At 69.0% G+C, this 17585-nt stretch carries 15 protein-coding genes and 1 rRNA gene; 11 read left to right on the top strand and 5 right to left on the bottom strand.

From position 1 onward, the window contains the following. From rrf to D7W81_RS29875, 4 genes are all read left to right on the top strand, one after another. Positions 1-109, top strand: a 5S ribosomal RNA gene (rrf, locus tag D7W81_RS29890); the annotation flags it as partial. Positions 110-489: 380 nt separating this feature from the next. Beyond that, positions 490-3267 carry a serine/threonine-protein kinase gene (locus tag D7W81_RS29885; protein ID WP_120558807.1) on the top strand — a complete coding sequence of 926 codons (2778 nt, stop codon included), beginning with the start codon at positions 490-492 and terminating at the stop codon, positions 3265-3267. A 115-nt stretch (positions 3268-3382) separates the two neighbouring features. Continuing rightward, positions 3383-4753, top strand: coding sequence for a KamA family radical SAM protein (locus D7W81_RS29880; protein WP_120558806.1), 1371 nt, complete (start codon positions 3383-3385; stop codon positions 4751-4753). After that, the gene (locus D7W81_RS29875) at positions 4753-5988 is read left to right on the top strand and encodes a KamA family radical SAM protein (protein ID WP_120558805.1); all 1236 of its coding nucleotides are present in this window, start codon (positions 4753-4755) and stop codon (positions 5986-5988) included. Before D7W81_RS29880 ends, D7W81_RS29875 begins: the two co-directional genes overlap by 1 nt. Positions 5989-6020: 32 nt before the next feature. Here D7W81_RS29875 and D7W81_RS29870 read toward each other — a convergent pair whose 3' ends face one another. The 3 genes from D7W81_RS29870 to D7W81_RS29860 all read right to left on the bottom strand — a co-directional run bounded on the left by D7W81_RS29870 (position 6021) and on the right by D7W81_RS29860 (position 7591). Continuing rightward, on the bottom strand, positions 6021-6605 hold the full coding sequence (locus D7W81_RS29870; protein WP_120558804.1) for a hypothetical protein: 585 nt from the start codon (positions 6603-6605) through the stop codon (positions 6021-6023). A 63-nt stretch (positions 6606-6668) separates the two neighbouring features. Further along, entirely contained in the window at positions 6669-7004 is a 336-nt protein-coding gene (locus D7W81_RS29865) for a hypothetical protein (protein ID WP_244227516.1), read from the bottom strand. 38 nt (positions 7005-7042) lie between these two features. Next, the gene (locus tag D7W81_RS29860) at positions 7043-7591 is read right to left on the bottom strand and encodes a hypothetical protein (RefSeq protein ID WP_120558802.1); all 549 of its coding nucleotides are present in this window, start codon (positions 7589-7591) and stop codon (positions 7043-7045) included. A 114-nt stretch (positions 7592-7705) separates the two neighbouring features. Here D7W81_RS29860 and D7W81_RS29855 point away from each other — a divergent pair, with 114 nt between their 5' ends. The 6 genes from D7W81_RS29855 to secF all read left to right on the top strand — a co-directional run bounded on the left by D7W81_RS29855 (position 7706) and on the right by secF (position 14613). Continuing rightward, positions 7706-8812: a SpoIID/LytB domain-containing protein gene (locus tag D7W81_RS29855; RefSeq protein WP_120558801.1), complete on the top strand. Its 1107-nt coding sequence runs from the start codon at positions 7706-7708 to the stop codon at positions 8810-8812. 51 nt (positions 8813-8863) lie between these two features. Next, on the top strand, positions 8864-9952 hold the full coding sequence (gene queA, locus D7W81_RS29850; protein ID WP_120558800.1) for a tRNA preQ1(34) S-adenosylmethionine ribosyltransferase-isomerase QueA: 1089 nt from the start codon (positions 8864-8866) through the stop codon (positions 9950-9952). Between the two features lie 56 nt (positions 9953-10008). Next, positions 10009-11145 (top strand): tRNA guanosine(34) transglycosylase Tgt, encoded by a 1137-nt coding sequence (gene tgt, locus D7W81_RS29845; RefSeq protein ID WP_438503381.1) that lies wholly within the window; start codon positions 10009-10011, stop codon positions 11143-11145. 148 nt (positions 11146-11293) lie between these two features. Continuing rightward, on the top strand, positions 11294-11644 hold the full coding sequence (gene yajC / locus D7W81_RS29840) for a preprotein translocase subunit YajC (RefSeq protein ID WP_120558798.1): 351 nt from the start codon (positions 11294-11296) through the stop codon (positions 11642-11644). Further along, positions 11644-13416 carry a protein translocase subunit SecD gene (secD, locus tag D7W81_RS29835; protein WP_120558797.1) on the top strand — a complete coding sequence of 591 codons (1773 nt, stop codon included), beginning with the start codon at positions 11644-11646 and terminating at the stop codon, positions 13414-13416. The genes yajC and secD overlap by 1 nt, the downstream gene beginning before the upstream one ends. 30 nt (positions 13417-13446) lie before the next feature. Next, the gene (gene secF, locus D7W81_RS29830) at positions 13447-14613 is read left to right on the top strand and encodes a protein translocase subunit SecF (RefSeq protein WP_120558796.1); all 1167 of its coding nucleotides are present in this window, start codon (positions 13447-13449) and stop codon (positions 14611-14613) included. Positions 14614-14685: 72 nt separating this feature from the next. Here secF and D7W81_RS29825 read toward each other — a convergent pair whose 3' ends face one another. Next, positions 14686-15270, bottom strand: coding sequence for an outer membrane beta-barrel protein (locus D7W81_RS29825; protein WP_120558808.1), 585 nt, complete (start codon positions 15268-15270; stop codon positions 14686-14688). 170 nt (positions 15271-15440) lie between these two features. Between D7W81_RS29825 and recJ the strand changes: the two genes are divergently transcribed. Continuing rightward, entirely contained in the window at positions 15441-17156 is a 1716-nt protein-coding gene (gene recJ, locus D7W81_RS29820) for a single-stranded-DNA-specific exonuclease RecJ (RefSeq protein ID WP_120558795.1), read from the top strand. A gap of 20 nt (positions 17157-17176) precedes the next feature. Here the strand turns inward: recJ and D7W81_RS29815 are convergent, their stop codons facing one another. Then, positions 17177-17419, bottom strand: coding sequence for a YHS domain-containing protein (locus D7W81_RS29815; RefSeq protein ID WP_120558794.1), 243 nt, complete (start codon positions 17417-17419; stop codon positions 17177-17179). Positions 17420-17585: the final 166 nt, after the last annotated feature.

Raw genomic sequence — 17585 nt, 5'->3', positions numbered from 1 at the left:
CAATGTCGGAGGGGTCACACCCGTTCCCATCCCGAACACGGAAGTTAAGCCCTCCAGAGCCGATGGTACTCCGCGGGAAACCGCGTGGGAGAGTAGGTCGCTGCCGGATTCTTTTTGAAAGCCCCTGTCGCCGCAAGGCGCCAGGGGCTTTGTCTTTGCGGGCTTGTTTCTCCCGCCGCGGGACCTGGCTTGAGCCGCTGATGCGTGCTCGCTGGGGGCTCAGGGTGCCCGGAACCGTGGTGCGATTGAGCCTGATGGGCGCCGAGAATGCGCGCTCGAAGCGGCCTGACGCTCGCGCTTGGGCCTACATGAGAAGGCGAGTGGGTCGGTTTTTGCGACAACAAGACGCCAAGTTCTCGGATTCCTTGGGGAATCGCTTCATCGTGGATGTTTGACCCGCGTTCCCACTGGATCTAGAGTCTCTGCTCCCCCCGGTCTGCGCACCGCCTGCCGCGGTCCGTACTCGCCGGCGCCGGGCAGCCCCGCGAGATGAAGAAGCCGACCTTCTTTGGGAAGTACCTGCTCCTCGAGCGCGTCAACGTCGGCGGAATGGCCGAGGTCTTCATCGCGAAGGCTTTTGGCGTCGAAGGCTTCGAGCGCATCCTCGCCATCAAGAAGATCCTTCCGACGATGGCGGAGGACGACGAGTTCATCACGATGTTCATCGACGAGGCGCGGATCAGCGTTCAGCTGAACCACGCCAACATCGTGCACATCCACGAGCTCGGGAAGCATGAGGACGCGTACTTCATCGCCATGGAGTACGTGGCGGGCCGTGACGTCCGCACGCTCCTCGAGCGCTACCGTCGCCGCAAGGAGATCATGCCCACCGCACAAGCGGTGTTCATCGTCTCCAAGATGTGTGAGGGCCTGGACTACGCCCACCGCAAGAAGGACGCGCGCGGCCAGGACCTGCACATCATCCACCGCGACGTGTCTCCGCAGAACATCCTCGTCTCGTACGAAGGCGAGGTGAAGATCATCGACTTTGGCATCGCCAAGGCCGCCAACCGTTCGCAGAAGACGCAGGCCGGCATCCTCAAGGGGAAGTTCGGCTACATGAGCCCGGAGCAGGTCCGGGGCATGCCCATCGACCGGCGCAGCGACATCTTCGCGGTCGGCGTGCTGCTCTACGAGATGCTCACGGGCGAGAAGCTCTTCGTGGGCGAGTCGGACTTCTCCACGCTGGAGAAGGTGCGCAATGCGGACATCCCGCTGCCGCGCGAGTTCAATCCGAACATCTCCTCGGGCCTGGAGAAGGTCGTCCTCAAGGCGCTCGCGCGCGAGCCCGAGGACCGCTACCAGTGGGCGTCGGACCTCCAGGAAGACCTGATGCGCTTCCTCCTCGCCGGGGACGCCATCTACTCGTCGAAGCACCTGTCCGGCTTCATGAAGGAGGCCTTCGCCGAGGACATGCTCCGCGAGGCAGAGAAGATGGAGCGCTACGCCTCCGTCGAGCGTCCGGACCAGATCGAGCATTCGGGAGTGACGGTTCCGCCTCCGGCCGCGCCGCCCCGTGCGACGGCGCAGAAGAAGTCTCCCGCGCCTTCGGCCTCCGGCTCTCCCGTGGGCCGCGCTTCCACGGCGCCCGCCCAGCCCGCGCCTGGCTACATCCCGCCTCCTTCCGCTGAAGAACTGGCGGAGATGGACGGCGCCGCGGACAAGACGCAGATCGTCGACTCTACCCACACGTTCCGGGCTCCGGAGACGCGGATCGCCGACAGTAGCGTCGTCGTGGACGACAGCATCACCGGCCGTTCGGAGAACCCCATCGACCGGGCCGGGCATCACACGAGCGCCTCTCCCTACGCTCAGGACGAAGGCCCTCGCGGCAAGGGCAAGAGCGGCCCCAAGTCCCAGGTCATCATCGGGGATGAAGAGGGCGAGGCCTACGCGGGCGCGACCATGATTGGCCCGGCGCCGACGGCGCCGCCTTCGCGCTCGCGCGGTGGCTCGGCAGCACCGGTGCTGGATCCCGAGGAAGAGGAGACCACGGGCAACATCACCGTCCCCGTGGGCTCCCGCCACAACGGCTTTCGCTCCCAGGCGGCCGAGGAGGAGGACCCGGAAGGCGCCTACGACGACCAGGGCGACGAGTTCGACCGCGACGGCCAGGAGGACTACGGGGACGAGGGTCAGGACGCCGAAGAGCCGCCCTACGACGACGAGGCCGACGGGCCGGCGACCATCCCCCAGAAGGCTTCCAAGATGGCGAAGCCGGCCCCGGCCTCCAAGGTCGAGGCCAAGGCCAAGGCACCCGCCGGGCCGAAGAAGCCGCTGCCCAAGCCCGCCATCATCGGCGTGGCCGCGGGCGTCGCCCTGCTCCTCATCGTAGGGGTGATCTTCGTGGTCCGTGGCGCGTCCACAGGCTCCGTGAACTTCGTCGCGCCCGTGGGGGCCACCGTCCTCGTGGACGGGGAGGTGGTGAACGCCAACCAGGTTATCGAGCTCTCCGCCGGGCCACACAACGTGACCGCCTCGGCTCCGGGCTATCAGCCCGTGACGCAGCAGATCGAGGTCACCGCCGGACAGGCCGCGGCCCCCATCCTCCTCAGCCTGAAGGTGGAGGCGCCGACTCCGAAGCCTCAGGAGCCCAAGCCTCCAGAGCCCAAGGAACAGCCTTCCACGCCGCCCCCGGTGGTGGTGGACAATACGCCGCCGCCCACGACGCCGGAGCCTCCCCCGGAGAAGCCCGCAGCGCCGAAGGTGTTCACCGCCCTGTTTGAAGGACAGGAGGGCGCGGAGATCACCGTCAACGGCAAGTCCCTGGGCAAGCTGCCCGGGGCGAAGCTCGGCGACCTGGAGATGGGCAAGACGTACACCTTCACGGCGAAGCGCGCCGGCTACAAGCCGTTCTCCGGCGACTTCACGTCCAACGGTGACACCGAGGTGCGTGTCTCCGTGGACATGGTGGCCGAAGCTCCGCCGCCTGAACCGAAGCCGAAGCCCACGCCTCCAGAGCCGAAGCCGAAGCCGCCGCCCGTGGCCGTGGCGCCAACTCCGAAGCCTCCTCCGGAGCCGAAGCCGAAGCCCGCCGCAGCAGCGATGGGCAAGTTCGCCTGCAGCACGTCACCGGCGGGCGCCCAAATCTGGGTGGATGGGAAGAACACGGGTCGGGTGAGCCCCGTGCCGCTGGGCAATCCGCTGACGCTGCCGGTGGGCAAGCGCAAGGTCTTCTTCAAGCTCAACGGCAAGGCGACCAAGCCCCAGGTGGTGGTCATCGAGGCGGAGGGTGTGGCCAAGCTCATCAACGTCCCGGTGAACTGAACGGACGCACTGCGCCATGGGGCATCTTGTGCCCCCGGCGATTGTTGAGCAGGGATGCGGAGGGCAGGCTATGACGCCTCGCCCAAGACGCTCCTTACGTTGAGGTGATGTGTCCATGAGCACGACGTCCACTCGAGGCAAGCCCGACGCTGGCCCCGCGCAGCAGCCGTTCACGTATCCACTTCGCAAGGAGTTCGTGGAGCCCGACTGGCGGCGCATCCCGGGCTACAAGGACGTCACCGAGGCCGAGTGGGAAAGCTCGGTGTGGCAGCGCAAGCACACCGTCAAGAACCTGCGCGAACTGCGGGCGACGCTCGGGGCGCTGCTGCCGGACGACCTGGCCGTGAGCATGGAGTTGGACCAGAAGGAGCGGGCGACGATGTCCATCCTCGTCCCGCCCCAGATGCTCAACACCATGAACCTGGAGGACCTGTGGAACGACCCGGTCCGCAAGTACATGTTGCCGGCGCTCGCCGACCGCCGCACGGACTGGGCCAACCACCCGCGCGCCAGCCGTGACAGCCTCCACGAAGCGGACATGTGGGTCGTCGAGGGCCTGACGCACCGCTACCCGACGAAGGTGCTGGCGGAGATGCTGCCCACGTGCCCGCAGTACTGCGGCCACTGCACGCGCATGGACCTGGTGGGCAACGACGTCCCGCAGGTGTCCAAGCACAAGTTCGCGACCGGGCAGAAGGAGCGCTACGAGCAGATGCTGGACTACCTGCGCCGCACGCCCACCGTGCGCGACGTGGTGGTGTCCGGCGGCGACATCGCGAACCTGCCCATCCAGGCGCTGGAACCGTTCGTCAGCGCGCTGATGGACATCCCGAACATCCGTGACATCCGCCTGGCGTCCAAGGGGCTCATGGCCCTGCCGCAGCACTTCCTCCAGGACAGCGTCCTGGCGGGGCTGGACCGGCTGGCGAAGAAGGCCGTGGATCGCGGTGTGGACCTGGCGCTGCACACGCACGTCAACCACGCGCAGCAGCTCACGCCGCTGGTGGGCAAGGCGGTGCGCAAGCTGCTCGACATGGGCTTCCGCGACGTGCGCAACCAGGGCGTGCTCTTGCGTGGCGTGAACGACAGCCCCAAGGCGCTGTTGGACCTATGCTTCACGCTGCTCGACCACGCGAAGATCCTGCCGTACTACTTCTACATGTGCGACATGATCCCCAACAGCGAGCATTGGCGGCTGTCGGTGGCGCAGGCACAGAAGCTCCAGCACGACATCATGGGCTACATGCCGGGCTTCGCCACGCCGCGCATCGTCTGTGACGTGCCGTTCGTGGGGAAGCGCTGGATCCACCAGGTGTCGGAGTACGACCGCGAGCGCGGCATCTCCTACTGGACCAAGAACTACCGCACGAGCGTGGAAGCGAACGACGCCGACGCACTCGAGCGGAAGTACGAGTACTTCGATCCCATCGACACGCTGCCGGAGTCGGGCCAGGCGTGGTGGCGGGATCAGCCCAAGGCTGCGTGATGGACTCCTCCGCGGGCGCGACGGCGCCCCTGTCGTCGCCCCGTCCCTCGCTCAGTGCCGAGGGGCGGGCCCGGTTGTTCCCCTCCGCGACCGACGCGGAGTGGATGGATTGGCGTTGGCAGCAGCGCCACTCGGTGCGCAACCTGGAGCAGCTGGAGCGCTACGTGCGCCTGACCCCGGAGGAGCGCGCCGGGGTGCAGGAGACGTCCTCGCTGTTCCGGATTGGCATCAGCCCGTACTACCTGTCCCTCATCGACCCGGAGCACGAGTCGTGTCCGGTGCGCATGCAGTCCATTCCGGTGCGCGCGGAGGCGCGGGTGCGGCCGGGGGAGCTGGAGGATCCGCTCGGCGAGGACAAGACGCGCCCCGAGGAGTGCATCGTCCACAAGTATCCGGACCGGGTGCTGTTCCTGGCCATCGATACGTGCTCGGTCTACTGCCGCCACTGCACGCGGCGGCGCATCACCAAGGGCGGCGAGGCGGAGCTCACCAAGGACCAGATGCGCCGTGGCATCGACTACGTGCGCAACCACCCCGAGGTGCGCGACGTGCTCATCTCTGGAGGCGACCCGTTCCTCCTGAGCGAGGAGCGGCTGGAGTCGCTGCTCGCGCCGCTCAGCGAGATTCCTCACGTGGAGATGATCCGCATCGGGACGCGCGTGCCGGTGGTGCTGCCCATGCGTGTCACCGACTCGCTGGCGCGCCTGCTGCGCCGCTACGCGCCCGTCTACGTCATCACCCACTTCAACCACCCGAAGGAAGTGACGCCCGAGGCCCGTGAGGCGTGCGAGCGGCTGGTGGACCATGGCGTGCCGGTGGAGAACCAGGCCGTGCTGATGCGGCAGCTCAACTCGGATGCGCGCATCATCAAGGAGCTGTCGCATGTGCTCCTGCGCAGCCGCGTGCGCCCGTACTACCTGCACCAGATGGACGTCGCGGAAGGGTGCGAACACCTGCGCACGCCCATCGCCAAGGGGCTGGAGATCCTCCAGCAGCTTCGCGGGCACACCAGCGGGCTCGCGGTGCCGCACCTCGCGGTGGACCTGCCGGGTGGGGGAGGGAAGGTCACCCTCCAGCCCGACTACGTCATCGAGCGGGGAGAGCGGGAGACCCTGTTCCGCAACTACAAGGGCCAGACCTACGCGTACCCGGAGCCGGAGGAGACGGACTGCTCCTGCCCGTACGACGAGGTGTGGCAGGCGCGGTCGCGAGAGCCGGGCCCCCGGGTCCGCTGAAGACTCCGGGTGTCCCAGGCGTCGCGACGGTGCTACCTGCCGCGACGTGAGCCCGACTTGGAGGCCTTCCGGCTGATGGACTTCGTTGGCGGGCCGGCGGTGTCGCCGCCCGTCTCCACGACCGGGGCGCTCTCCAGGTTGCTGTCGACGTCGACGACGGGCTCCGCGCCCTCCTCGGACTCCATCTCCACGGGGTCCGAGTCGCTGAAGCCCTGCTGGATGTGGACCTCTCCGTCGCCCTTGCGCTTCTTCGCCTCGGCTTCCTTCTCCGCCTTGGCCTTGTCGTCGAGCCGCTTGGCCTCGTTGGCGACGCGCTGGGTGTCGTCGGGCTTCATCCGGGCCGTATAGGTGGCGTACTCCTTCGCGGAGACGCCGTGCTTCTCCATGACCTTGGCGGCTTCCGTCTGCTGGTCGCGGATGGACTGGCCGCGCTCCGCGTTGCTCATCTCAGACGGCTTCCGGTTGCCGTACTCGGTGTTCACCTTCGCCTGGGCCGCGGCCTCATCGCGCTGGATGGCCGCCACCTTCTCCGGCGTGAGGCCTTCCTCCTCCGCGAGGGCAGGGGTCGCCAGCACGAGCGACGAGGCAGCGAGCATCAACGAGAGACGGGTGGTCATGGGGAGGCTCCTTACTCCGGCCATCATAGACACGGAGTCAGAGCCGACGCATGACCCGGTTCTTCAGGGCGTCTGACACCGCGTGCAGCCGTCGCCCGCGCCCGCGCATTGCTCACGGGCCCTGGCGCAGCGCGGCGGGAGGTCATCCCGGTCCGACTGCTGCTCCACGAGGCCGCAGAGCTCTTCCGCCGTGGCGCACGTCTTCGCGGAGACGTCGCATCGCTGCGCGCACGTCAGGTCGTCTCCCTGCTCGCGGGCCCGGAGTTCGTCGAGGCGCGCCTCGATGCCGTCGAGGGCCGCGTCGTCGCTCCCGGCCACCCGGGTGTCCACGTGCTTCGCGCAGCCCGCCAGCGCGATTGCCGCCGTGAGGAGGGCCAGCCATGACCGGGTCGCTCGCATGGTCCTACCCATACGCGCCCGTTCATGGCCGCGTCCAGTCAGCGGCGCTCGGGGGAGCGCATGCGGCGTTCTGGGCGGGGCTCGGGTTCTGGCGGACGGCTCCAGTAGAGCCACGCCGTGAGGGCCAGGAGCGCGGCCACGGCCAGCCTCCGCAGCCATTCCTCCCGCGCCCTTCCGGGGCTTTCCGCGTCAGCTGCCGCGGCCCGGGCCAGCGCGGCTTCCACGTCCGGCCCCAGCTCATGCATCCGCCGGCACAGCCAGGCGATGGGGGCGAGTGGCACCGGCACGGGCGCGGTGTCCTTCTCCACGGCCACGGCCAGCATGCGCTCCCAGGCGGTGGCTTCCTCGGGACTTTCCGGGGGCCTCACGGACAGCCCCAGCTGATGGGCCAGGGCCAGCGCGGAACGGAGGAGGAGCACGGAGAAGGCGTCTCTCGAGTTTCCGTACCAGGCCGCGCACTCCGTCAGCGGGCGGCGCTCCACGAGCCGGCGGATCAACACGGCGGCCGTGCGGGGCTCCAGCTCGCGCAGGGCCGCGACGAGGGCCTCGGGGGACAGGCGGGCGGCATCGGGGACGGAGGCGGTCACTGGGCTCCATTCTGCGGCATCCGCCTGGGGTTTTCGCGGGCTCCTACCGTGGGCATGCCCTGGCGCCTGGCCGATTTCTTGAGGCGGATCGCTCCGCCCCTACACTGTTCGACCATGTTGCAACGTGTGGCACTGCTGCTGCTCCTGCTCGCGTCGTCGCGGGCGTTCGCCGTGGAGACGATGCGCATTGCCATGGATGACCCCGGCGACGAGGTCCGCGTGAGCGGCCGGGGCCTGGGCTTCGGACCCGATGCCGAGGACGGCACCTTCGTCGCCATCAGCGCGGGACAGGCCACCGTACGCCGCCGCAACGGCAAGCTGGAGGTCAACGGAGCGCCGGTCATCGGAGAGGCCATCCGCTTTCGCGGCGGCATGGAGGCCACCGACGCGGGCGGCCCCGGCAACGAGCCCCTCAAGGCAGGCAGCGCGCAGGTGCGCGGTGACGTCGTCGTGCGGCTCTTCAAGAACAGCCTCCAGCTCATCAACGTCATCCCCCTGGAGGACTACCTCGCGGCGGTGCTCGGCAGCGAGATGCCCGTGTCCTTCCCCCTGGAGGCCCTCAAGGCCCAGGCCGTGGCCGCGCGGACGTACGCGCTGCAGAAGAAGCTCGACGCGTACGGAGCCGCCTTCCACATGGGCAGCAGCGTGCTCCACCAGGTGTATGGCGGCGTGAACCGCGAGGACGCCAAGACTCGCGCCGCCGTGGAGGCCACGCGGGGCGAGGTGCTCACGTACGACCTGGCCCCCATCGAGGCGTACTTCCACGCCTCTTGCGGCGGGCACACCGAGTCCGGTCAGGACGCCCTCCAGCGGAACCTGCCGTACCTGCAGCCCGTCGGCTGCCCCTGCGGCAAGCTGCCCGCCAGCCGCTGGACCGCGACCCTTTCCGAGGCGGAGCTGCGCAAGGCGCTGAAGTCCCCGCCGGACGGCATGCGCGTCACCGGCCGCACGGCCACGCACCGGGTGACCCGCGTGGCGCTGGCGGATGGCACCGTGGTGGACGGCGTGCAGTTCCGCCGCAAGCTGGGCTACACGCGCCTCAAGAGCCTGGACTTCGACGTGGAAGCCTCCGGCAAGAACTACGTGTTCACCGGGCGTGGCTTCGGCCATGGGGCAGGACTGTGCCAGTGGGGCGCCAAGGCCTTCGCCGACCAGGGCAAGGCGTACCGGGAAATCCTTTCCCACTACTACCCTGGCGCCGAGTTCCAGCAGCTCTACTGACGCCCTCGCCGGTTCCGTGAGGGCGCGGGGGCTGCTACAAGCGCCAACCCCGTGTCGTCCCTCCTCTCCGACTACGATTTCGAGCTCCCCGAGGCGCAGATCGCCCAGGCTCCGCTGGCCCACCGGGACGCGTCGCGCCTGATGGTCGTCAGCCGCGCCACCGGCGCCTGGAGCCACCAGCACTTCACCGGCCTCGTGGACCTGCTGCGCGAGGGCGACCTGCTCGTCCTCAACGACGCGCGCGTCATCCCCGCGCGCCTGCTGGGCCAGAAGAGCGGCACCGGCGGCCGCGTGGAGCTGCTGGTCGTCCGGCCCGCCGCGACGGCCACGCTCACCTCCGCGGCGCTGGGTGGCGCGCCCGAGTCCCTGGAGTGGGTCTGCCTGGGGCAGGCGTCCAAGGGGCTCAAGCCCGGCCAGTCCGTCACCTTCGCGGGGGGCCTGTCCGCCGAAATCCTGGAGGCCCTGGGGGGAGGGGAGTACCGGGTGCGCTTCCACGCGGCGCCGGGCGCCTCGCTCGCCAGCCTCCTGGACGCGGCGGGCCGCCTGCCACTGCCTCCGTACATCACCCGGGAGCCCGAGGCCGCTGACGCCGAGCGCTACCAGACCGTGTACGCCCGGGCCTCTGGCGCCGTGGCTGCTCCCACCGCGGGTCTGCACTTCACGCCCGAGGTCTTCGCGAAGCTCGCGGCGAAGGGCGTGCAGCGCGCGGAGGTGACGCTCGACGTGGGGCCCGGCACCTTCCTCCCCGTGCGTGAGGAGGTGCTGGACAAGCACCACATGCACCCGGAGCGCTTCACCGTGCCAGAGGCCACCGCCGCCGCCGTGAACGCCGCGAAGGCCGAAGGGCGCCGCGTGGTCGCCGTGGGCACTACCGTGGTGCGCACGCTGGAGTCCGCCACCGACCCGGACACGGGCAAGCTCAAGAGCGGTCCCGGCGAGACGGCGATGTTCATCCGGCCCGGCTATGTCTTCCGCCAGGTGGACGTGCTCCTCACGAACTTCCACCTGCCGCGCTCCACGCTGGTGATGCTGGTGAGCGCGCTCCTGGGCCGCGAGCGCACGCTCGCCGCGTACCAGGAGGCCGTGCGCGCGGGCTACCGGTTCTTCAGTTACGGCGATGCCATGTTGGTGAAGGAGTGAGTGCCGTGGTCGACGAGCAGCGCAAGGAGAAGGGCGATACCCGCGTGCCCCCGGGGCTGGTGCGCTTCGAGCTGTTGCACGAGGACACCAGCGGCACCAAGGCGCGCCGCGGCCGGCTGCACACGCCGCATGGCCCCATCGAGACGCCCATCTTCATGCCCGTGGGCACCGTGGGCAGCGTCAAGGGCGTGGGTCCGGACGACCTGAAGACCCTGGATGCGCAGATCATCCTGGGCAACACCTACCACCTGATGCTCCGCCCCGGAGAGCCGCTCATCGGGGAGATGGGCGGCCTGCACCGCTTCATCTCCTGGGACCGGCCCATGCTCACCGACAGCGGTGGCTTCCAGGTGTTCAGCCTGTCGGAGAAGCGGAAGATCACCGAGGAGGGCGCCGCGTTCCAGTCGCACCTGGACGGGTCGCGGCACTCGCTGTCGCCGGAGCGCTCCATTGAAATCCAGGAGACGCTGGGCGCGGACGTCATCATGGCGTTCGATGAATGCCCCCCGTCCACCGAGGACCGGGCCTACCTGGAGAAGTCCCTGGCCCGCACCACGCGCTGGCTGCACCGGTGCGTGAAGGCGTGGAGCCGCGAGCGCTCGTCGCTCTTCGGCATCGTGCAGGGCGGCCTCCACGAGGACCTGCGCAAGCGCCACGCGGAGGAGATCTGCGCGGTGGACCTGCCCGGCTACGCGCTGGGCGGCTACTCCGTGGGCGAGGCCCCGGAGGCGATGCACGCGGGTGTGGCGTACTCGGCGCCGCTCCTGCCCCGGGACAAGCCTCGCTACCTCATGGGCGTGGGCACCCCGCTGGACCTGGTGACGTGCGTGGAGCAGGGCGTGGACATGTTCGACTGCGTGCTGCCCACCCGGTGCGCGCGCAACGGCCTGCTCTTCACCTCGGAGGGCAAGCTGGTCATCCGCAACGCGGCCTACGCCAGGGACCCCCGCCCGGTGGACCCGGCGTGCTCCTGCTATACCTGCCGCACGTTCAGCCGCTCCTACCTGCGGCACCTCTTCGCCGCAGGGGAAATCCTGGCGATGCGGCTCAACACGCTGCACAACCTGCACTACTTCCTGGACCTGATGGCCCAGGTGCGCCGCGCCATCTCCGAGGACCGCTTCGCCGCGTTCGCCCGGGACTTCCGGCAGAAGGCCGTGGCGCAGGAGGCCGAACGCAAAGGCGGCCGGTGAGCGGGCAACGGGATTACCGCGCTTCCGGCGTTCACTTGCTCACATGGGGCGCCCTTGCTAAGAGGCCACCCTTTCGGATGTTTTGCCCCCACCCGTACGCCGGGTCGGGGCCGCGTTTCCGAGTCCTCCCTTTCAGACGAGGCAGTACGTGGCTGACAGTTTCCTGATTCTCGCGCAGGCCGGGGCCGGTTCCCCCCTGGGGACCTTCGGCTTCCTCGCAGTGCTGGTGGCCATCATGTACTTCGTGATGATCCGCCCCCAGCAGAAGCAGCTCAAGGAGCACCGCAACCTGCTCGCGGGGCTGAAGAAGGGCGATGACGTCGTGACGTCTGGCGGCATCCTCGGACGCATCCACCAGGTGGACGACTCCACGGTGACGCTGGAAATCGCCAGCGGGGTGCGCGTGCGCGTGCTCAAGACGGCTGTCAGTGCGAAGGGTACCGTTCCAGTGGCGGGCGCCCCGGCGGCTGCCCCCGCTGAGAAGAAGGAGGAGAAGTAATGGACCGCGGCTGGTGGTGGAAGTTCGGAATGATTGTCGCGGTGACGCTGGGAACGCTGTGGTTCCTCGTCCCGACGTACTACTCGCTGGTGGTGTTGGACCGCGCCGAGCGCAACAACATCGCCGTGCTGGAGCAGCGGCTGCCCGCGTGGGCGCCCCCCGCGAAGTACCGCCTCAACCTGGGGCTGGACCTGCAGGGCGGCATCCACATGGTGATGCGGGTGGACACCAAGACGGCCCTGCAGAAGCGCACCGAGCGCCGCGGGACGCAGATCGCCACCTACGTCAACGACAAGAAGCTGGGCGAGGTGACGGCGGACACGGATCCGGAGCGGCTGCAGCTGACGCTGACCGCGAAGGACCCGGCGACCATGGACGCCATCCAGAAGGAGGTCCTGGCCACCTTCACGGACTTCTCCCTGGAGTCGCGCAACGGCGGCACGCTGGTGCTCAAGCCGGACGAGGGCCAGGTGAACCGCTTCCGTGACGAGGCCGTGGACCAGGCCATGCTCGTCATCCGCCGCCGCATCGACAAGTGGGGCGTGGCGGAAGTGGACGTGCGCAAGCTGGGCACGGACTCCATCCAGATCTCGCTGCCCGGCCGCAGCAACCCGGAGCAGGCCAAGGAGCTGGTGGGCACCACCGCGCAGCTGGAGTTCCGGATGGTGGACGACACCAACCCCCAGGTGTTCGCGCAGATGTTCCAGCAGAACCCGCCCCCGGCGGAGAGCAACATCACCCTGGTGGAGGACGAGGGCTTCCCGCAGCTGTCCTCGCCCAACCGCGAGGCGCTGCTCGCGTACGCGAAGGACAAGGCGCCGGAAGGCCGCGACGTCGTCACCGAGTGCGTGCCGAGCCCGGTGAAGAAGAACGACTGCATCGCGTACCGCAGCTACCTGCTGGACAAGAACGTTCCGCTCACGGGTGAGAGCCTGGCGGGCGCGGACGCGTCCGTCAGCCAGATGAACGAGCCGGAGGTGAACATCGCGTTCGACCCGGCCGGTTCGCGTGAGTTCGAGAAGCTCACCGAGGCCGCCGTGGGCCGCCGGATGGCCATCGTGCTGGACGACAACGTGCACACCGCCCCGCGCATCAACGAGAAGATTGGCGGCGGCCGCGCGCGCATCACCATGGGCCGCGCCAGCGGGCGCAGCTTCGAGGAGTGGCTGGGCGAGGCGCAGACGCTGGCGCTGGTGCTCAAGGCCGGTGCGCTGCCCGCGCCGGTGACGGTGGGCGAAATCCGTCAGGTGGGCGCGACGCTGGGCGACGAGCTCATCAAGAAGGGCAGCCTGGCCGCGCTGGTGGGCCTGGCGCTCGTCATCGTCTTCATGGCGGTCTACTACCGCAAGTCCGGCCTCATCGCGGACGTGGCGCTCCTGCTCAACGGCCTGCTCATCCTGGCCGGCCTTGCGTTCTTCAACGCCACGCTGACGCTGCCGGGCATCGCGGGCTTCGTGCTCACGCTGGGCATCGCGGTGGACGCGAACGTGCTCATCAACGAGCGCATCCGCGAGGAGCTGTCCCACGGCAAGTCCGCGCGCGCGGCGGTGGACCAGGGCTACGACCGCGCCTTCTGGACCATCTTCGACGCGCACGTGACGACGCTCATCGCGGGCTTCATCCTGTTCTTCACGGGAACGGGCCCGGTCCGCGGCTTCGCCACCACGCTCATCGTGGGCCTGCTGGCGTCGCTGTTCACGTCCATCGTCGTGACCCGCGTCATCACGACCTACTTCGTCCACGGCCGCAACGCGCAGTCGGTGTCCGTCTAACCGGCCCCCAGCCGACCCGGGAAATCCGCCATGCAGATTCTCAAGCACAAGACGAACATCGACTTCATCAGCAAGCGCAAGCCGGCGCTCTTCATCTCCACGCTCATCAACCTGGCCATCATCGTCGGCATCGCCGCGGTGGGGTTCAACTTCGGCGTGGACTTCGCCGGCGGCACGGTGGTGGAGCTGAAGTACAACACGCCCACCACCGCGGAGCAGGTGCGTGAGAAGGCCCAGGCTGGTGGCCTTCACGACGTCAGCGTCCAGGGCGTGGGCGCGGCCGAGGAGAACTCCTTCCTCCTGCGCATGGGCGGCGTCACGCAGCTCACCGAGGAGAACGCCGAGCGCGCGAAGACGGCCATCCAGGGCCTGGGCGAGACGCGCAACGTCTACGCTGACATGGCGAACGGCATCGTGAACTTCCGCTCCATGCAGCCCCTGTCCGCGGAGGCCGTGAAGAAGGCCGTCGAGGGCGCGGGCATCGGCGTGCAGGAGGTGCGTGACCTGGGCGCGAACCAGGGCGGCACCGGCTACGACTACCAGGTCGTCGCGAGCGGCATGGCGGACAAGGTGTTCGGCGCGCTGAGCGCGGGCCTGGACAAGCCCAACTTCGAGCAGCGCCGCGTGGACTACGTGGGCCCGCAGGTGGGCAAGCAGCTGCGCAACCGCGGCATCATGGCGCTGGTGTATTCCATGATCGCCATCCTCATCTACGTGGCGTTCCGCTTCGACTTCAAGTTCGGCCCCGGCGCGCTGCTCGCCATGGTGCACGACGTCATCATGGTGGCGGGCTACTACCTGGTGAGCCGGCGCGAGTTCAACCTCACGTCCATCGCCGCGCTGCTCACCATCGTGGGCTACTCGGTGAACGACACCATCGTCATCTACGACCGCATCCGTGAGGACATGGTGAAGTACAAGGGCAAGCCGCTGGCGGAGATCATCAACATCGCCGTCAACGACACGCTGGGCCGCACCATCCTGACCTCCGGCGTGACGGCGCTGTCGCTCATCGGTCTGCTCATCTTCGGCGTGGGCGAGATCTTCGACTTCGCCATGGCGATGCTGGTGGGCATCCTCGTGGGCACGTACTCGTCCGTGTACATCGCCAGCCCGGTGGTCATCTGGCTGGAGGAGCGCTCGCACTCCCGCGAGGGGCACTCCGGCGGCGCGAAGCAGGAGCCGAAGACGGCTTAGCCGTCTGGTGCCTTGAAGCAACGAGGGCCCTCCTCCCATTCGTGGGAGCGTGGGCCCTTCGCTTTTGTCCGCCTAGAAGCGCGCGCCCAGCGTGAGCGACGCGTCCATGAGGCCACCGCCCGCATCGTCCGTGCTGGTGGCGGTCGCGAAGTCCTGGTCGATGAGGACGCGGTACGTGCCGCGCACGCCGGCCGTCAGCCCGCCGGTGTTGAACTCCAGGCCCACCGCGAGCGGTATCTCCTCCATCAAGTCACTGTCGTAGAGCCCCGCGCCCGCGCCGCGCACGTCCACGTAGGACAGGCCCAGGCCCACGCCCGCGAAGGGGCGCACCGCGGTGAGGAAGGGCGGCGACACCTTCACGAGCGCGCTGCCTCCGTTGCGCACGAGCGAGGGCGCGTCGAAGAGGCGCGTGTCGGCGACCTTGTTCTGCGAGCCCTCGTAGCCGACCTCGAAGCCGAGGAAGGTAGTGGGCTGGAGGTTGAGCGTCAGGCCCCACAGCGGACCGGTGCTGGACAGGTCGCCCAGGTCGCCCGTGTAGTCACCGATACCGCCGCGCAGGAAGACGTTCACGTCTCCCTGCTTCTTCTGCGCGAGCGCGGGCCCCGCGCACAACACGACGGCCATCAGGGCACCGCCCTGGAGAAAGTTGCGAAGCATGCGGACCTCCCCGTCCACGGGTGTGCACTCAAGCTGACCACCGCGTACCCGCCGTGCAGGTTGGCAGCAGGGAGGCAGCCGAGCGCACGGCTGAACACGCGTACAGGAGGGTGGTGTGAGTGGACGGGTTGGACTGCCTTGGTCGGACGTCTGAGGTACTGTCCTCCTCCATGCGGTGGTTGCTTCCAGATGTCGTCGAGCAGGAGGTCGGTTCGCTTGCGGGTGAGCTGTCGCTGCACCCGTTGGCGGCGAGGGTGTTGCTCCACCGGGGCTACCGCACGCCGGAGGCGGCGTCGGCCTTCCTGTCGGACCGGTTGGCGGACCTGCCGGACCCGTTCCGGATGAAGGGCATGGGCGCCGCGGTGGAGCGCGTGCTGCGCGCGGTGCGGCTCAAGGAGAAGGTGACGCTCTACGGGGACTACGACGTGGACGGCGTGTCCTCCACGTCGCTCATGTACCTGTTCCTCAAGGAGCTGGGCGCCACGCCCGCCACGTACATCCCGCACCGGCTGGACGAGGGCTACGGGCTCAACCTGGGCGCGGTGGAGCGCATCGCGCAGGACGGCACGCGCCTCCTGGTGACGCTGGACTGCGGCATCACCTCCGTGGCGGAGATTGCCCGCGCGAAGGAGCTGGGCCTGGAGGTCGTGGTGGTGGACCACCACACGGTGCCACCCACGCTGCCGCCCGCCACCGCGGTGCTCAACCCGCACCAGCCCGGCTGCGAGTACCCCACGAAGGTGCTGTGCGCCGCGGGCGTGGCCTTCAACCTGTGCATGGGCCTGCGCAAGCGGCTGCGCGACGACGGCTTCTTCGCCACGCGCAAGGAGCCCAACCTCAAGGCGCTGATGGACCTGGTGGCGCTGGCCACCGTGGCGGACGTGGTGCCGCTCACCGGCGCCAACCGCATCCTCGTGGCGCACGGCCTCCAGGAGCTGTCCCAGGGCCGCCGCCCCGGCATCCGCGCGCTGAAGGAGGTGGCCGGCATGGAGCCGGACGCCGCCGTCACCGCGGGTCAGGTGGGCTTCCGCCTGGGGCCCCGCATCAACGCCGCGGGCCGCCTGCATGACGCGTCGCTGGGCTTGCAGCTGTTGTGCGCGGACTCCGTGGAGACGGCGCGCTCGCTGGCGCAGGTGTTGGACCGCGCGAACGCGGAGCGGCAGGGCATTGAGAGCAGCATCCTCACGCAGGCGCTGGCTCAGGCGGAGGAGCACAAGGGCTCGCGCGGGCTGGTCCTCTTCGACGAGGGCTGGCACCCGGGCGTCATCGGCATCGTGGCGTCGCGCGTGGTGGAGCGCTACCACCGGCCCACGGTGATGGTGGGCGTGAAGGACGGGGTGGGGAAGGGCTCGGCGCGCAGCATCGAGGCGTTCCACCTGTACGACGCGCTCACCGGCTGCTCGGACCTGCTCATGCGCTACGGCGGGCACAAGCACGCCGCCGGCCTCACCATCGACGCGAAGGAGCTGCCCGCCTTCCGTGAAGCCTTCGCGAAGATTGCCCTCCAGCGCCTGACGCCCGAGGACCTGATTCCGCGCTGCCGCGTGGACGCGGTGGTGAACCCCCGCGACCTGGACGCGACCGCGGTGGAGTCACTGCAGAAGCTGGGGCCCTTTGGTCAGGGCAACCCGGAGCCGGTGCTGGTGCTGCGCGGCCAGCAGGCCCGGCCGCGCGTGCTGCCCGCGAAGTCCGGGGTGCCTGGCGCGGGGCACCTCAAGCTGGCGCTCGTGGACGCGCCGGAGCTGGACGCCATCGGCTTTGGCATGGCGGACCGCGTGTCGCTGGTGGAGGGGCCGGTGGACCTGGCCTTCCAGGCCGGCTTCGACACCTTCCGGGGCCAGCGCAAGCTGTCCCTGCGCCTCAAGGACGTGCGGCAGGCCGCCTGACGTACGTCCCGGGGCCCGAGCTACGCGAGCCCCCAGCGCACCCGGCCCGGCGACATCAGCGCGCCGGCCCGCGCCAGTTCGTTGAAGCGGAAGCGCTCCGCCTGACGCTCGAAGGCGGTGCGGCAGCCCTCCGAACAGAAGAAGTACCGGCGCTTCTTGTACTCCGACGAGGGATGGCCCTCCGGGGCCTCCAGGTGCCTGCCGCACACTGGATCCCAGTGCCGGATGTTGTTGTCCTGCCCTTGTTCGTGTCCGCCGTTCATCTTCCACCTCCAGCCCGACGCCCCGACTCCCCCACTCGGCGCGAATGTAAGCAGGGGCCGTGCCAGCGGTCCATCTCCTTGGAAGGCCAAGCAACGCGGCCCTGCCCGGGATGGGAAGCGGGGAAAAAGTTCAGCCCCCGTCATCCCCTCCGGGTTGGGAGGGGCG

It is taken from the genome of Corallococcus aberystwythensis (assembly GCF_003612165.1).
GTDB lineage: Bacteria > Myxococcota > Myxococcia > Myxococcales > Myxococcaceae > Corallococcus > Corallococcus aberystwythensis.
This window is presented reverse-complemented; position numbering and strand designations above follow the sequence as displayed.

What these genes read in the sequence shown, in the direction of transcription:
- secD (WP_120558797.1), top strand. Translation starts at nt 11,644, where the DNA reads ATGGACCGCGGCTGGTGGTGGAAGTTCGGAATGATTGTCGCGGTGACG.
- D7W81_RS29870 (WP_120558804.1), bottom strand. Translation starts at nt 6,605, where the DNA reads ATGACCACCCGTCTCTCGTTGATGCTCGCTGCCTCGTCGCTCGTGCTG.
- D7W81_RS29815 (WP_120558794.1), bottom strand. Translation starts at nt 17,419, where the DNA reads ATGAACGGCGGACACGAACAAGGGCAGGACAACAACATCCGGCACTGG.
- D7W81_RS29855 (WP_120558801.1), top strand. Translation starts at nt 7,706, where the DNA reads ATGTTGCAACGTGTGGCACTGCTGCTGCTCCTGCTCGCGTCGTCGCGG.
- recJ (WP_120558795.1), top strand. Translation starts at nt 15,441, where the DNA reads ATGCGGTGGTTGCTTCCAGATGTCGTCGAGCAGGAGGTCGGTTCGCTT.
- D7W81_RS29865 (WP_244227516.1), bottom strand. Translation starts at nt 7,004, where the DNA reads ATGCGAGCGACCCGGTCATGGCTGGCCCTCCTCACGGCGGCAATCGCG.
- D7W81_RS29880 (WP_120558806.1), top strand. Translation starts at nt 3,383, where the DNA reads ATGAGCACGACGTCCACTCGAGGCAAGCCCGACGCTGGCCCCGCGCAG.
- D7W81_RS29885 (WP_120558807.1), top strand. Translation starts at nt 490, where the DNA reads ATGAAGAAGCCGACCTTCTTTGGGAAGTACCTGCTCCTCGAGCGCGTC.
- secF (WP_120558796.1), top strand. Translation starts at nt 13,447, where the DNA reads ATGCAGATTCTCAAGCACAAGACGAACATCGACTTCATCAGCAAGCGC.
- D7W81_RS29825 (WP_120558808.1), bottom strand. Translation starts at nt 15,270, where the DNA reads ATGCTTCGCAACTTTCTCCAGGGCGGTGCCCTGATGGCCGTCGTGTTG.
- D7W81_RS29875 (WP_120558805.1), top strand. Translation starts at nt 4,753, where the DNA reads ATGGACTCCTCCGCGGGCGCGACGGCGCCCCTGTCGTCGCCCCGTCCC.